This window comes from Pseudomonas fluorescens (assembly GCF_902497785.1).
Lineage (GTDB): Bacteria > Pseudomonadota > Gammaproteobacteria > Pseudomonadales > Pseudomonadaceae > Aquipseudomonas > Aquipseudomonas fluorescens_BO.
The window spans coordinates 20,589-35,031 of sequence record NZ_CABVHK010000013.1 but is presented as its reverse complement, the minus strand read 5'-3'; the positions used below and the strand labels follow the sequence as shown (position 1 = coordinate 35,031).

Below are 14,443 nucleotides of genomic sequence, written 5' to 3'. Positions count from 1 at the left end.
ATACACAGTATGAAAACGGGAGTCATCAATCTCATCAATGGTTGCGAATTTTCTCGACAATCGCTGTAGTCGAGCTGTTTTCCACCAACCCCAATACTTTCACGGTTCCGCCGTAAGCCGTCACGATGTCTGCACCGACCACCTGGTCGATTCCGTAATCGCCCCCCTTCACCAACACGTCCGGCTTAACCTCGCGCAGCAGGTTTTCCGGAGTGCCTTCAGCAAAACTGATGACCCAGTCCACAGCGCCCAACCCCGCCAGCACGGCCATGCGACGATCAACACTGTTGATCGGACGGCCAGGCCCCTTGAGGCGACTCACCGACGCATCATCGTTGACCGCAACGATCAACCGGTCACCCTGGGCTCGCGCCTGCTCGAGGTAGGTCACATGCCCGGCATGCAGGATATCGAAACAACCGTTAGTGAAGACGATCTTCTCTTTGTGCGCACGCGCGTCAGCCACCGCCAGCAGCAACTGCTCCAGGCCCAGCACACCGCGCTCGGAACCTTCTTCACGCTGAATGGCGCGGCGCAGTTCCGGAGCGCTGATCGCTGCGGTACCGAGTTTACCGACCACGATACCCGCCGCCAGGTTCGCCAACGCCACCGCGTGGGGCAATTCTTCGCCAGCGGCAATCGCCGCCGCCAGGGTGGAAATCACGGTGTCACCGGCACCGGTGACGTCGAACACTTCACGGGCGCGGGCCGGCAGGTGCAGCGCCGGATGGTCCGGACGCAACAGCGTCATGCCGTGTTCGCCACGGGTGACCAACAATGCGCCAAGGTCAAGGTCGTGCATCAATTGCGCGCCTTTGCTCACGAGCTCGTGCTCATCGGCGCAACCGCCGACGATGGTTTCGAATTCGCTGAGGTTCGGCGTGATCAGGCTTGCGCCGCGGTAGATCGAGAAGTCCTTGCCCTTGGGATCGGCCAGCACCGGAATGCCACGGGCACGGGCGGCCTGGATCAACACTTGATGGTTTTTCAGCGCGCCTTTGCCGTAATCGGACAGCACCAGCACCTTGATGCCTTCGAGCAGCTCATCCACTTGCTCGCCCAAGGCCAGCGCGTCGGTGGCGAAGGGTTCTTCGAAGTCGATGCGCAGCAATTGCTGGTGACGACTCATGACTCGCAGTTTGACGATGGTCGGCTGATGCGCAATGCGCTGGAACAGGGCTCGCACACCCGCGCCCTCTAGGCTGTTGGCCAGGCTGTCGGCAGCTTCGTCGTCGCCGGTCACACCCACCAGCGACGCAGGTGCGCCGAGCGCGGCAATGTTCAGGGCAACGTTCGCAGCCCCACCCGGGCGATCCTCGATTTGCTCGACCTTGACCACCGGCACCGGCGCCTCAGGGGAAATCCGTGAGGTACCACCATGCCAGTAACGGTCGAGCATGACATCGCCGACCACCAAAACGGGGGCTTGATCGAATCGCGGCATGGACAACTTCATGGAGCAACCCACATACAAAATGAACAAGGGCGGGATATTAGCACAGGGTTGGCGTAGGACTTGCGCAAGGCATGTACGAGTGCGCCAAAAGTAAAAAGCCGCAGCCTGTGCCTGTTCGCAAACCTCAGGCTGCGATTTTTCCCGGCCGTCCCGGCACTGCCCGCCACCGGACTCAGGCGATGTCTTCCGCCGGGGCATCGAGGCCCATGGCGTTGAGGCGAGCGTAATAGCCGTTCTGGGCCAGCAGTTCGGCGTGCGTACCGCGCTCGACGATGCGGCCCTGGTCCATGACCAGAATCAGATCGGCCTTCTCGATAGTCGACAGGCGGTGCGCAATGACCAGCGTCGTCCGGCCTTTCATTACCTGATCCAGCGCCGCCTGAATGTGTCGCTCCGACTCGGTGTCGAGGGCAGAGGTGGCCTCGTCGAGAATCAGCAACGGCGCATTCTTCAAAAGGGCGCGGGCAATCGCCAGGCGCTGACGCTGTCCGCCGGACAGCAATACGCCGTTCTCGCCGACCTGAGTGTCCAGGCCTTGGGGCAATTGCGCGATGAAGTCCATTGCGTAGGCGTCTTTTGCGGCTTTTTCGATGTCTTCACGCGGCGCGCCAGCCAGGTCGCCATAAGCGATGTTGTTGGCCACGGTATCGCTGAACAGCGTGACATGCTGGGTCACCTGGGCGATGTGCTTGCGCAGGTTCAGCAGTTTGTACTGCTCCACCTCGACGCCATCGATGAGAATTTCGCCCTTGTCATGGTGATAGAAACGCGGGATCAGGTTGGCCAGGGTCGACTTGCCACTGCCCGAACGCCCCACCAGCGCCACCATTTGCCCGGGTTCGACCGAGAAGCTGATGTCATTGAGCACCTGACGCTCAGTGTCCGGGTAGGTAAAGCTCAGGTGGCGCACATCCAGGCGACCGCTAACGGCGTCGCGCTCGACGGTGCCGGTATCGACTTCCGGTGCCACGTCCAGTTGCTCGAAGATACTTTCGGCACCGGCCACGCCTTTCTGAATGGTCGAGCTGACTTCCGACAACTGACGGATCGGCTTGGGCAACAGACCGGCCAGCGTGATGTAGGCGACCATGTCACCGGCGGACGCATCGCCGCGCAGGTACAACACAAGGAACATCAGGACAGCCATGGCGCTGTAGATCACCAGCTGCAGCAGCGGCGTGTAGATCGCGCCGGTGCGGGTCATGCGCAGTTGCTTGTCGGTGTTGCCCTGGCTGGCATTGAAGAAGCGTTTCTGTTCGAACACTTCGCCGCCGAAGCTGCGCACCACGCGATAACCCTGGATGGTTTCCGACGCCACGTGCGTCACGTCGCCCATTGCCGCCTGGATCTTCTTGCTCTGCTTGCGGAATTTCTTGCTCGCGGTACTCACCATCAGCGCAATCAGCGGCAGGATCGCGACCATGACCAGTGTCAGTTTCCAGTTCATGAACAGCAGCGAGGCAAACAGGAAGATCACCGTCATGCCTTCACGGATTACGACCTTGATCGCATCTGTGGCCGCCCCGGTGACCATGGTCACGTTAAAGGTGATGCGGGAAATCAGGTGACCCGAGTTATGCTTGTCGAAGTAGCGGTTGGGCAGGACCAGCAGGTTGTTGAACAACTGCACCCGCAGGTCATGGACCAGCCCGAGAGAAACCTTGGCCAGGAAGTAGTTGCCCAGATAAGATCCCAACCCCTGCCAGGCAGCGATCAGAATGATCAGCAGCGGCACGGCTTGCAGCAGTTGCAGATCGCGCAGGTACGGGACACTGGGAAACAGCACCGCCTCTGGATTGGACAGGCCATCGACGAAGTATTTAAGGATGTAGCCGAGCATTGGCTGCGTCGAGGCGAAAATCAGAAAGCCGACGATGCTGATCAGAAACAGGCTGATGTACGGCCGGACATAACCGAGCAGACGGAAGTAGATTTTCAAGCTCGATGGGCTTGCGGAGAGACTGGAGTCGGTCATATCACGCGAATGTCGATAAAAAGGACGCTGACTTTAGCACAGCTTTCTCAGGGTTCTGGCAATCGCATAAAGGCTGTTATTGTTAGACGGTATAAACGGTATCATATAGCCATCACCGGAACGACCGATCAACTTCAGGATTGAATCTCCCAGCATGCAAGTCAGCGGTTTCAACAACACGTCCAATCGAGTTTTCGATTTCATCTGCCTGTGGATTCTTCCGACCGGCTATCTCTTGCTCCTTAGCGCTCTGTTCTTTCTCCCCGAGCGCAACCTGCTTCACAAGCTTTACTACGCCTTGTTCAGCATTCCCTCACTGATTGCAGTGTGTCTGCGCCCCCGCCAATTCAAAGAGTTGGTGCGCGAGCCGATTTTCATCGCCCTGTTGCTATTCGCCGGGTGGGCATTGCTCAGCCTTTGCTGGAGTCCGGGCGAAGGAAGCATCACCGGCAAGCTCAAGCCTCCGCTGCACTTGTTGATGCTGTTCGCTGGATGTTACTTGCTGGTGCGCCACCGCAGCGAGATCGTCCAGCCGTTGCTGTTCAGTGCCGCCAGCGTCGGACTGATCTCTTCAATCTACGACCTGCTCATGTTCGCCCACCTCTATGAGCCGGGTATGCGCCTGATTGGCGGTGGAGCGTTCGACAACCCGCTCTTGAGCTCGCACCTGTTCGGTTTTTTCTGCGCCTACTGGCTCAGCGTAAGCATGACCTGCAAGCGCCCGCAGATTCTCTGGCTGAGTATTCCGGCGTTGGTGATCATGTTCACGGCGGTGATTGCCACCGGGTCCAGGACACCGTTGGTTGCCCTGACACTGGCGGCACTGTGGTTGGGCTTTATGTGCTGGAACCGACGGTCCGTGGTATTGCTGGCTGTCATGCTCGTCGGCGGGGCTTCAGTCACGGTGCTGTTGTCGGAGATGATCCTCAGCCGAGGCGCCTCGTATCGCTTCGAAATCTGGCAGATGGTCCTGCAAAAAATTGCCGAACGCCCGTGGATCGGCCATGGCTACAACGCCAGCATGGACGTTGATCCGGGCCTGGGCTACACGCTGGCAGAACCCCACAGTTTTGCCCTGGGCGTTCTCTTCTATGTCGGCATTCTCGGCTTTATCCCGTGGCTGTTCTTCCAGGCCTGGGCGCTGCTGAGCAGTTGGCGCCATCGACTGAACCCGCTGTTCATCATTGCTTCGACCTGGCTGGTGTTCGGCATCGGCGCGGGCCTGACCGAAGGCGGCGGGATCATTTCGCGCCCCAAGGAACACTGGTTCCTGCTGTGGATTCCCCTGGCATTGATCGCCGCGTTGAGCATCAACCAACGCGCTGGCCGCCTGCTGTCGCTGTCGATCAAAAAACTGACGCCTGCGGCGCTGCAAACGTTGAGCGCCAATGCCCAGGTGATCGAAGAGGATGGCCTGGGGCCGAAAGTTCTGCGCCTGGTCGACGGCAGCTTCCTCAAATTGTTCCGGCCTCGCCGCTGGTACACCTCGGGCAGCTTCAATTCGTACTCGGAACGCTTTGCCGTCAACAGCGAGCGACTGCGCCAGATGGGTTTCCCGACACCGCACATCCTCGACCTTTACCGCCTCGCTGATGGCAGCAGTGCTGTGCACTACACGCCGCTGCCGGGCCATACCCTGCGCCAGGTCCTGCAAGGGATCACGGCACCGGACGTGCGCCAGGCACTGGTGGAGCGCTTTGGCAAATTCATGGCGCAGTTGCACGAGCGAGGCGTGTATTTCCGCTCGCTGCATCTGGGTAATGTGTTGGTGCTGGAGGATGGCGAGTTCGGCCTGATCGATGTGGCCGACCTGCGTATTTACCCTTCTTCGTTGAGCCTGTCACTGCGTCAGCGCAACCTGCGCCACATGCAGCGCTACACGGTCGATCGACGCTGGTTGTTTGAAGACCACTTTCAGGCATTGCTGCAAGGTTATGGGGTGACAGCGTCGAAATCGGCTGTGGATGCATTGCACAAACAAGTATTGGCTAACCGCGAAGCTCACTGAACCGGGCTCCCCCGCCTCCTGTAGGAGCGAGCTTGCTCGCGATGGACGTCAACGATTACGCGTGTTGTCTGTATAACCACGTCGCTTATGAGTCCATCGCGAGCAAGCTCGCTCCTACAAGGGGGTTCAGCGCCAGGCTTGCTAGCTCAATCCTTCTCCAACGGCGAGAAATACAAGCGCCCCAAGCCGCGCCAGGTCTTCTTGTTCCAGGCCTTGAACGGGATCTGCGCCAGCAGTTCCCGCGCCAGTGCGCGGTCACGATTGGCGGTCTTCAGGAACATCGAGCTGAGAAACTTGTAGCGCACGTGGTCGTACAGCGGGTGATCGCTGAACAGCGCGTAGGTGCGCAGAATGTTGTCGATCATGAAGCGGTGATTCTTGTAGGAGTTGGTCGCGTGTTTGCGATAACGCGCCATCAACACGTTCAAGCCATCGATGAAGTAACCGGCATGGGTCACTTTCAGCTCAATCAGCAAGTCCTCCAGGCGAATCGTCGGATCGAACCCGCCCACCTTGTCCAGCGCCTCGCGGCGAATCATCAGGGTCGGTGCCGGTGGATAAGGCTTGCGCTCCAGGAACATGTCTTCGAAGTCCAGGCGGCGAAACGGCACATCGCGGCGCTGACGTGACTCCGGGTACGGGGTGCCTTCGGCATCCATCAGCTCGATGTTGCCGGCGCAGATGCCCACTTCCGGTTTGCCATCCATGTGCGCCACCTGCGTGGCAATTCGCTCAGGCAGCATGATGTCGTCGGAACCGAACGGCACGATCAGACTGCCCTTTGACCGGGCAATGGCACCGTTGAGGGTGTTGGTCAGCCCCTGATTCTGCTGAACACGGAAATCGAAGCCGTGGATCGCTTGCAAGGCGTTGATCCGATCAACGCTGTCATCGGTGGAACCATCATCGACCACCAGCAACTCGATGTTCGGGTAGGTCTGGTTGAGGACGCTGAGGATGCTTTCCTCGATATAGGGCGCGTGGTTGTACGATGCGATGATGACCGTGACGATGGGTGGTGCGGCACTCATGGTTGTTCCTTGCGGGCCTTGCTCAAGCCGGAGTCAATCAGGTTGAGGTACTCCTGACGGAACACCTCGATGTCGTGTTGTTCCTGAAGATAACGGTAGGCCTGTTCGCCCTTGTCCCTGAGCGCGTCATCCGACAGCCCGAGGTAGTTATCCAGTGCAGCGACCAGGGATGGAACATCCTTTGGCGTGATCGTCAGGCCGCCAGCGCCCTCGATCAGCGGCAGCATCGCCGGCACGTTGGAGGCGATCACCGGCAGATGACCGCTCATGCCTTCCAGCAAAGCCAGCCCCAGACCTTCGGCCAGCGAGGGCATGGTCCATATGTCGAAGGCGCGAACGTACTGCAAGGCGTTTTCCTTGAAGCCCAGCAGGTGCGCACGACCGCTCAGGCCCAGGCGCTCGATTTCAGCCGCCAGGCGCGACTCTTCGCGACCGGCGCCGATGATCGCGAGCTGGGTATTCGGGTACTTGTCCTTGAGCGCAGCAAACGCCTGCAACAGGTAGGTGTGCCCCTTGACCGGCACCAGCCGGCCCAGCGCCCCGATCAACCGCACCGACGGATCGATGCCGAGCAGTTCACGGGCGCGCTCGCGGCTGTGCTGCAAGGCTTCGGCCTGTTCGATATCGATGGCGTTGGTAATGGCCCAGGTATTTGCGTCGGTGAAGCCGCAGTTGCAATCCATCAAATACTGTTTGACCGCCGGTGACACGCCGACGAAACGCCAGTGACGATCGATCAGGCGCTGGGTCTGCCGACGCCGGTAGAATCGGTCGAACTCGCCAAAACCGTGGGAGATGCCGATGCACAGTGGCACTTTCAGCCAGCGATTGAGCATCAGCATCATGTTCACCGGCTTGAAGCGGTTGCAGATCACCACGTCGAATTTTTCCGCGCGGCAAAACTTGTACAACTGCCACATCGCCCGCAGACGCATACCCTTGAGCGACTTGTCGGAAAACTCGAAATACACAGAACGCGCGGCACGACTCACCGCCTCGCCCGGACCGGGCTTGCCACGCAGGAACGCTGCCGTCACCTCATAGCGATCCTGCGGCAGAGCCTTGACGATCTGCTCCGCGAGGTCGGCAAAGTCATGGGCTTTGACGTTGTAGTCAGGCTGCAATTGCAGAACCTTTAACCTGTGACTCATAACGCTCCCCGGTGAAATCCAGTCGCATCGATGACCCACGCAGGTTCAGCGGCGAGGCGCCGGATCTGCGCCGGATCGGGTTGAGGCAACTGTGGCCATTCGTTGCGTTTCCAGCAGACGAAATGGAAATACGGAAACCGGCGATCGCCATCGCGATCATTGGTCAGCTGGCCGTCGCGCCAAAACCACTGGTGCGGGAAATCATCCGTGCCGTCGTGCCACTTGATGCAGCCACCCGGCGTACTGAATGCCTCGGTGAATTCGCTGCGCCGGCGCCATGGGTTGAACTTGCCCACCAGCTTGAATAACGGCTCGGGAAAATTCTTGCGCCAGAGGAAGATCCGGCTGAAGGCGCCCTCGTCCAGCGCGTGATGTTTCTGGTCGGTGAAGCGTGCTTCCCAATCCTTGATCTGCCTGAACAACTCACGCTTGCGGGCAGTGTTGCGAATCAGACAGAGATGCCCTGCCACGCGCCGCTCGTGAGTGGAGTAAAGGTCATAGCCAGCGAGCCGCTCAGCCGTGAAGTAGCTGCGCAGGTCGCCGTACACCAGGTCGATATCGCCGAAAGCCCAGAAATCGTAGCCCTCCAGGCGATCGGCATGAATAAGCCCCATCGCCGGCCTGATGTCGCACAGCTTGTAGGCCTGGGCAGGCGCGAAGTCGATCCCCAGCCGTTGAGATACCAGTCCACAGTAGTCGCTGAACATCATGCTTTCGACGGTGACGTTGGGTGGCAGATTCTCGGGAACGCCGCAGTCAGTGAAGAACAACCAGTCGATGTCGGCATTGCGACGGCAGCTTTCGAGAAAAAACGGCATCCAGAATGGCCATTGGCCAAAGTAAGGCATCAAAAACAAGATACGTGGGGTGGGATTGATCACGGAAAACACTCACGGTAAAGACTGGAAACAGCGCCATGCTAGGCAGCTTTGTACGTCAGGGATGCTCTGCAGGTGTTTCACCATGCTTCAAAAGCCAGAAAAGCTCCTGGCGCCTGACGGCCTTGCGGAAGAACTCATTCTCTCCGTAAAGCGACGGCACTCGGCGGGCCAACAGCCACTGTATGAACCGACGCACTCGCCGCTTGAACGGCATTCGCGGCTGCAGATCGTGCATCATGCCCAGCGCCATGGCCTTGGCCCGCTGGAGTTCGAGCGGCATCGGCAGCGAGTAAGGCTGCACCGGTACAGACGAATCAAAGGCTGGCGGCAGTGCGATGCCATGGCCAGCATCCCCCATCGGCCAGCGATCGTTGTCGTGCAAGTGGTTGGCATAACCGAGCAACGTGGTCGGCTGCCACTCCAGGCCCCGCAATGCTTCTAGCACCGCTTGCTGCGCACAGATGTGGTCGGGATGAGGGTCCAGCGTCGGGTGCGGCAGTACGATGACTTCAGGGCGGGCTCGCAGCAATAACGCGCGCAGATCGGCCAGCAAATTATTCCAGGTCGGCTGTCCATCGACGTCGCCAGGCAATGCGATGGGATTGAACTGACGGAACAGGCGGATATCGTCCATCTCCGCCTCACGCGAACCTACCGGTTGCGTCGGCGCAGCGCGCATCGCGGCCAATTGCAGGCAAAAGTAGCCTAACTGCACGCAATTGGCTTCGGGCACCCCGGCCCAGCGCGGTACAGCAATGCTGTCCCAGGCGCGCAGACGACCCTTGAGGCGCGACGCGTCGACTTTGCCCAATCCCATTTGCTGATAATGTTCGGCTTCGATTTCACCGGCGGTCAGCGTCACGATCCACGCTTCTTTGGCCTGACTGTATAAGCCGTAGGCCGCCAGCTCGGCATCGTCGGCATGAGGGGCGATCACCATGACCCGCTGATGGCGATAATCCGGCTGCTCAAATGCGCGAAGCACGGGCTCGCCGGACACCCGGCAGAAACGTCCGAGCAGACGCAGTTCGCCCCGCGACAGGACCTGCGCCTGCCCCGAGAGATTGAGATAGCGCAGCCCGTTGACACCCCGCTCGAAGGTTTGCCGGTCAGGGTGATCCCCGCCTGACAACTCGATTGCCGGGTCGATAAAGCGCCCCAGCCAGGTGCTTTTTATCCGCAGGGCCAACACCAGCGTGGCGTCATCCACCAACATGACGCCTTCATCCAGCCGCAAGCGCTCGCCGTCGAGGTGCACCTTGGGTTGCTGGGTATAGGGCGCGAAGCTGTATTCGTAGTCGTCACCGGGGGAGTAAAACAGATGGTCAGCGAACCACGCCTCGTGAGCGATCCAGCCCAACAGGGCCAACACCAACGGCAGCCACCAGACCACCAGCACGCCGATCGCAATCAATAGCACCAAGGCGATCAACAGGCCGATGCGTTTGTTGCGCCGGTGGCGCTTGAGCAATTGTTGTTTGCGGCTCATGGGTTGGCTCATACGGTGAAGACCGGCACAGGATTACACCAGCGGTCCTTGTATTCACGGTCGGCGCGACCAAAGGAAAAGCGCAGGGGCTTGTCCAGCGCACGTGCATGCTCCCAGGCGCTTTGGGTATTGAGAAAACTCAGGACGCTGCCGGGGCTGAATTCACGGGTTTCGGGATCGACGCCACCGTTGATGTATTCGACACTGACCCACTGCGGCGCCTCGACGCGATACACCAGTTGAATGGCGATGGGCGCATCGTTGAGGAAAATCACCGAGCCGATCAACAAGTCACGCAGTAACTCGATCACCTCGGCCATGCGCTCGGCGCCGGTTGCCGGAAAACCCCAGCGACGCTTGAACAAATCACAGTAGATGGCGGCCAGTTCGCTACTGGAGAACTCGCTTACCGGCCGTACCACGCCGCCAGCCTCCTCCAGCAAGCGCAATTCGCGACGCTGGTTGTAACGAAATTTTTTCGATAAATCTTCGGGCGTGCGGGCCATGGCCAACTGTTCGGCCTGCAACCGAATGCCACTGAAGCGGGCTTCATTCAATGCGGACAGGTAGCGTGCACGATGGCGCAGAGGTGCCTGCGCATCAGCCGCAGCGGGCAGAATGATCTCGGCATTGCCAAGGTCGAACAGACCCTTTTTGCCGCTGCGCTTGAGCACGTCCTTGGACAACGCAAGGTCGCGACCCCAGGTCGGAATCGCCGCCAGGACTTGGCCGTTTTGCGCCCACGCCAGGTAGCGCACCGGGATGTCGGCCAAACGCGCCAATCGCTCGACTACCATCGGATGAGTCGCCACACTGCCGCCATATCGGTGCCAGGCCTCGGCATACACCGAGTCGTCGACCACCGTCCAGCCACGTTCGCGCCAGCCTTGAAGTCGGTTGAGCATCAGCTCCTCGACGCCAGTTCGGAAACGTTGGGCAAACGCCAGAAAACATCGCGCACCGCGCGATCGGAGAAGCGTTCCTGCAAGCGATCAAGCATCAACTCAGCACACTGGTGACGCTGCTGATCGTCCATCGCAGCCAAGTGTTGCAGCCCTTGAGCCAGATGCTCTGCATCGCCCAGGGGAAACAGAATACCGACACCTTCGACCACTTCCCTGGCGCCACCACAGGCAGTCGCGAGCAACGGCACACCCGCGGCCATGGCCTCCAGCAGCACCATTCCGAACGGTTCGTGATCGGAGCTCAGGGCAAACACATCGAAGGCGCGGAAATAGCGCCTGGCTTCGGCCACTTGTCCGAGGAAGAACACGCGATCACCGATGCCCAACTCTCGAGCGCGATCCTTGAGGTCCTGTTCCAGCCGACCAATGCCCAAAATCACCAACTGACTGTTGGCCGGCAAGCCCGGCAAGGCAGCGGCAAAACCTTCCAGCAAGGTGGCCTGATCCTTATCCGGATGCAGCCGCCCGACATTGCCGACGACCCAGGCATCCATCGATAAGCCCAAGGTTGCCCGGGCATCGCGAACGGAGACCTGGCTGTCGCGCAACGCGTCCACATTGATGCGGTTATGCAGCGTTTGAATGCGTGCGGCCGGCCATTTGGGCAAGCACTTGCGAATGTCGTCACGCACGGCATCGGAGACACCCAGCAGGCTCAGGCGCTTGTGGAAAAACTGCGCAAAAAGCCTGCGGTTGACGCGCTCGTAGTCATCAAACGCGTGATGCACACCGATCACCGGCAGCGAAGTGCCCAGCAAAGCGATGTAGATCGGCTTGAACCGATGGGCGATGCAGAAACTGAAATTACGCGACGCGGCGATCTTGCGCAGATCGCCGATGGCGCCCAGCTTCAAGCCACGAATGGCCCTGGAGCTGTACTCCATGAACAGCACTTCGTCGGACGCGCAGCTCGCGGCCACCCTGGCATCGGCGGCTCCGGTGAGAAACACCGTGGTCACTCGATACCCGGTCCCCGCGAACAGGCTGGCGTATTGCCGGGCGCAGTCCAGAAACGGCCCGTCATAGCCGTGACAGAACTGCAGCACGTGGCGTTCAGCCGAGCGTGTCATATGCGTCCGCGCCCTCTTTGACCACAAGAATGTCTTCCATGATCAAATACTGTAGGTCGGATCCGAAGAACATGTTCAGTGCGTCCGTCGGCGAGCAGATCATCGGCTCGCCACGACGGTTGAGCGAGGTGTTCAGCGACACGCCATTGCCGGTCAGGACTTCCAGCGCTTTCATCATGTCGTAGTAGCGCGGGTTGTACTCGCGCTTGAGCACCTGGGCCCGGGACGTGCCATCTTCATGGACGACTTCCGGCACGCGGGTCTTCCACTCTTCGGCCACTTCAAACGTGAACGTCATGAACGGCGCCGGGTGATCGATCTTGATCATCTGCGGTGCAACGGTGTCGAGCATCGACGGGCAGAAAGGCCTCCAGCGCTCGCGGAACTTGATCTGGTGGTTGATGCGGTCAGCCACGCCGGTCGCGCTCGGGCAACCGATGATCGAACGACCGCCCAAGGCACGCGGACCAAACTCCATACGGCCCTGGAACCAGGCAACCGGGTTGCCGTCGACCATGATCTTGGCGATGTTTTCCGGCATGTTCTCGAGCTTGCGCCAGACCGGCTTGCTCGGGTGGCGGGCACAGGCTGCCAGTACGTCTTCGTTGGTGTACGACGGGCCGAGGTAGACGTGTTCCATCTTCTCGACCGGCACGCCACGGGCGTGAGATACATAAGCCGCCGCGCCCACCGCAGTACCGGCATCGCCGGACGCCGGCTGGACGAACAGTTCTTTGACGTCGTCGCGGGCGATGATCTTCTGGTTCAGCTTGACGTTCAACGCGCAGCCGCCAGCGAAGGCCAGCTTGCCGGTTTCCTTGAGCACGTCGCCCAGGTAATGGTCGATCATCTGCAGCGAGATCTTTTCGAACAGCGCTTGCATGCTGGCGGCGTAGTGGATGTACGGCTCGTCGGCGATGTCGCCTTCGCGCTTGGGCCCCAGCCACTCGATCAGCTTTGGCGAGAAGTAGAAACCTTTGCCCTTCTCTTTATAACGGCGCAGGCCGATGACGTTGGCGTAATCGGTGTTGATCACCAGTTCGCCATTCTCGAACGAGGCCAGACGCGAAAAATCGTATTTCGAAGCATCGCCATACGGCGCCATGCCCATGACCTTGAACTCGCCGTCCAGCATCTCGAAACCGAGAAACTCGGTGATCGCACCGTACAGGCCGCCGAGGGAGTCCGGGTCGAAGAATTCCTTGATCTTGTGGATCTTGCCGTTTTCGCCGTAACCGAAGAAGGTCGTGGCATATTCACCTTTGCCATCGATCCCGAGGATCGCGGTTTTCTCTTTGAAACCGGAGCAGTGGTAAGCGCTGGAAGCGTGGGCCAAGTGGTGCTCGACCGGCTCGATCTTGATTTTCTTCGGATCGAAACCCAGTTGCTCAAGGCACCAGACAATCTTGTTGCGATAGCGCTTGTAGCGGCGGTTGCCCATCAGAATCGCGTCGAGCGCGCGGTCCGGCGCGTACCAATAACGCTTGGCGTAATGCCAGCGCGCCTTGCCGAACAGGCTGATCGGGGCGAACGGGATGGCGACCACGTCAACGTCGGACGGCTTGATGCCTGCCTGCTCGAGGCAGAACTTGGCCGATTCGTAAGGCATGCGGTTCTTTGCATGTTTATCGCGCACAAAGCGCTCTTCCTCAGCCGCCGCGACCAGCTTGCCGTCGATGTACAAGGCTGCGGAAGGATCATGGCTAAGGGCGCCGGACAGGCCAAGAATCGTCAATGCCACAGGGGTCTAGCCTCTTAAGTCTGCATGCAGGCGCTACGCGCCTCAAAAATGAATGTGCCCTCGCAAGGGGCGAGAGACAGCTAAAGGGCGGGATTATAGCGTAAACATGGCGGGAATGACCCTTACGGTTATCAGCACCATAAAGTTGTTCACGAGAGACGAGGGTAGCCCGGATCATCTGCGACCCGACCTGAAGTAAATCCTGATATTGCCATCCACGCCCTGCCGGTAAATCGTGTACGGCAAGGCCACGGTGTCCAGCGCGCCGGACAATGCCAGATCCAGCAAGAGGAGGGGTACGAGGACCCCAGTGGGGTCGGGTGGCGCGTTCAGCACGCAGAAATCGTAGGCGAGGCCGCTGTAGATGCGTGGAATGGATTGGCAGTAGGTCTTTTGCTTTCTGAGACCGCGAACGGCGTCTTCGTCAGTTTGCAGGACCGTGACGGCCGTCCCGCAGCCGGACAACGCTATTGAACACACGCCAAGCATGACAGCCGTTTTCATCGTCAAGATTTGCCCTCCGCAGTGGTCAGGCAAACTAGCATCGTGACGGGTTAGGGCCCAGTTCATGGGCTCCGGAGATCGTGTAGGACGCTTCTCAAGAACCTGTCCCTAAAGCTGCGGTGGCTGCTCTGGCCTCTCGCGAGCAGGCTCGCTCCCACATTTGAAATGCATT

General features: G+C 59.7%; 11 protein-coding genes. 1 reads left to right on the top strand and 10 read right to left on the bottom strand.

Annotated features, from left to right (window positions below; genetic code table 11):
* Window positions 1-34 precede the first annotated feature (34 nt).
* Window positions 35-1,456 (bottom strand): bifunctional D-glycero-beta-D-manno-heptose-7-phosphate kinase/D-glycero-beta-D-manno-heptose 1-phosphate adenylyltransferase HldE, encoded by a 1,422-nt coding sequence (gene hldE, locus F8N62_RS19630; RefSeq protein ID WP_150712235.1) that lies wholly within the window; start codon window positions 1,454-1,456, stop codon window positions 35-37.
* A gap of 172 nt (window positions 1,457-1,628) precedes the next feature.
* Window positions 1,629-3,431 carry a lipid A export permease/ATP-binding protein MsbA gene (msbA, locus tag F8N62_RS19625; protein WP_150712234.1) on the bottom strand — a complete coding sequence of 601 codons (1,803 nt, stop codon included), beginning with the start codon at window positions 3,429-3,431 and terminating at the stop codon, window positions 1,629-1,631.
* A 154-nt stretch (window positions 3,432-3,585) separates the two neighbouring features.
* On the opposite strand from msbA, the gene F8N62_RS19620 reads away from it, so the two are divergent.
* On the top strand, window positions 3,586-5,439 hold the full coding sequence (locus tag F8N62_RS19620; RefSeq protein ID WP_150712233.1) for a bifunctional O-antigen ligase/aminoglycoside phosphotransferase family protein: 1,854 nt from the start codon (window positions 3,586-3,588) through the stop codon (window positions 5,437-5,439).
* A 146-nt stretch (window positions 5,440-5,585) separates the two neighbouring features.
* Here the strand turns inward: F8N62_RS19620 and F8N62_RS19615 are convergent, their stop codons facing one another.
* The 8 genes from F8N62_RS19615 to F8N62_RS19580 form a co-directional block, all read right to left on the bottom strand.
* Window positions 5,586-6,470, bottom strand: a complete 885-nt coding sequence (locus tag F8N62_RS19615) for a glycosyltransferase (protein WP_150712232.1) — start codon at window positions 6,468-6,470, stop codon at window positions 5,586-5,588.
* Window positions 6,467-7,621 carry a glycosyltransferase family 4 protein gene (locus F8N62_RS19610; RefSeq protein ID WP_150712231.1) on the bottom strand — a complete coding sequence of 385 codons (1,155 nt, stop codon included), beginning with the start codon at window positions 7,619-7,621 and terminating at the stop codon, window positions 6,467-6,469. Before F8N62_RS19610 ends, F8N62_RS19615 begins: the two co-directional genes overlap by 4 nt.
* Window positions 7,618-8,502 (bottom strand): DUF6625 family protein, encoded by an 885-nt coding sequence (locus F8N62_RS19605; protein ID WP_150712230.1) that lies wholly within the window; start codon window positions 8,500-8,502, stop codon window positions 7,618-7,620. The genes F8N62_RS19610 and F8N62_RS19605 overlap by 4 nt, the downstream gene beginning before the upstream one ends.
* A gap of 55 nt (window positions 8,503-8,557) precedes the next feature.
* Window positions 8,558-9,991 (bottom strand): PIG-L deacetylase family protein, encoded by a 1,434-nt coding sequence (locus tag F8N62_RS19600; RefSeq protein WP_150712229.1) that lies wholly within the window; start codon window positions 9,989-9,991, stop codon window positions 8,558-8,560.
* A gap of 8 nt (window positions 9,992-9,999) precedes the next feature.
* On the bottom strand, window positions 10,000-10,896 hold the full coding sequence (locus F8N62_RS19595) for an antimicrobial resistance protein Mig-14 (protein WP_150712228.1): 897 nt from the start codon (window positions 10,894-10,896) through the stop codon (window positions 10,000-10,002).
* Window positions 10,896-12,026: a glycosyltransferase gene (locus F8N62_RS19590; RefSeq protein ID WP_150712227.1), complete on the bottom strand. Its 1,131-nt coding sequence runs from the start codon at window positions 12,024-12,026 to the stop codon at window positions 10,896-10,898. Before F8N62_RS19590 ends, F8N62_RS19595 begins: the two co-directional genes overlap by 1 nt.
* Complete coding sequence (locus F8N62_RS19585) at window positions 12,010-13,767, bottom strand: carbamoyltransferase (protein WP_008146248.1); 1,758 nt, start codon at window positions 13,765-13,767, stop codon at window positions 12,010-12,012. Before F8N62_RS19585 ends, F8N62_RS19590 begins: the two co-directional genes overlap by 17 nt.
* A gap of 174 nt (window positions 13,768-13,941) precedes the next feature.
* The gene (locus F8N62_RS19580; RefSeq protein ID WP_150712226.1) at window positions 13,942-14,277 is read right to left on the bottom strand and encodes a YceK/YidQ family lipoprotein; all 336 of its coding nucleotides are present in this window, start codon (window positions 14,275-14,277) and stop codon (window positions 13,942-13,944) included.
* Between the last annotated feature and the right edge of the window lie 166 nt (window positions 14,278-14,443).

Excerpts from the sequence above, each read along its gene's own strand:
- hldE (WP_150712235.1), bottom strand. The coding sequence starts at position 1,456 with ATGAAGTTGTCCATGCCGCGATTCGATCAAGCCCCCGTTTTGGTGGTC.
- msbA (WP_150712234.1), bottom strand. The coding sequence starts at position 3,431 with ATGACCGACTCCAGTCTCTCCGCAAGCCCATCGAGCTTGAAAATCTAC.
- F8N62_RS19620 (WP_150712233.1), top strand. The coding sequence starts at position 3,586 with ATGCAAGTCAGCGGTTTCAACAACACGTCCAATCGAGTTTTCGATTTC.
- F8N62_RS19615 (WP_150712232.1), bottom strand. The coding sequence starts at position 6,470 with ATGAGTGCCGCACCACCCATCGTCACGGTCATCATCGCATCGTACAAC.
- F8N62_RS19610 (WP_150712231.1), bottom strand. The coding sequence starts at position 7,621 with ATGAGTCACAGGTTAAAGGTTCTGCAATTGCAGCCTGACTACAACGTC.
- F8N62_RS19600 (WP_150712229.1), bottom strand. The coding sequence starts at position 9,991 with ATGAGCCGCAAACAACAATTGCTCAAGCGCCACCGGCGCAACAAACGC.
- F8N62_RS19595 (WP_150712228.1), bottom strand. The coding sequence starts at position 10,896 with ATGCTCAACCGACTTCAAGGCTGGCGCGAACGTGGCTGGACGGTGGTC.
- F8N62_RS19590 (WP_150712227.1), bottom strand. The coding sequence starts at position 12,026 with ATGACACGCTCGGCTGAACGCCACGTGCTGCAGTTCTGTCACGGCTAT.